General features: G+C 50.8%; 1 protein-coding gene. It reads right to left on the bottom strand.

All coding sequences use genetic code 11. The annotated features are described in order from the left end of the window. The coding region (locus tag R7E38_RS23420; RefSeq protein ID WP_318082250.1) for an ABC transporter permease subunit at positions 1-510 on the bottom strand (510 nt) is incomplete at both ends.

Here is a 510-nt window from a genome sequence, read left to right as displayed (position 1 = left end):
ACGGGGATCAATGACGGACGCAGTGCATGGTGGAACAAGATGTAGGCGGTCGATAATCCCTTCGCTTTTGCGGTGCGAATGTAAGGCTGATTGAGGGTTTCAATCATCGCGCCGCGCATGACACGCGCGATGCTAGCGACTGATCCAATGGCCAGACTTAATACCGGCAAAACAAGAAAAGCTAATTGCCCACCTTCCCAGCCACCAGCGGGGAGCCAACCAAGCTGAATCGCAAAAATGGTGACAAGCACGGGAGCCAAAACAAAAGCAGGAACAACCACGCCCGTCATCGAGAGTGTCATTAATCCGTAATCCAAACGGCTATTGCGCTTTAATGCGGCAATAGTGCCGAGCAGCATCCCAAGTGGGACTGAGATGCTAAAAGAGAGCACCCCAAGCATTGCCGATACGGGCCAAGATTGGGCAACCAACTGAGTGACAGAGAAGTCTTGGTAAACAAAGCTTGGGCCTAAATCACCCTGCACAAAGTTTGTAATGTAAATCCAAAAC

The organism is Vibrio sp. Vb2131 (genome assembly GCF_033338535.1).
GTDB classification, from domain to species: Bacteria; Pseudomonadota; Gammaproteobacteria; order Enterobacterales; family Vibrionaceae; genus Vibrio; species Vibrio alginolyticus.
Note: the sequence above shows the minus strand (reverse complement) of the source record. Positions and strands in the feature narration are given on the sequence as shown.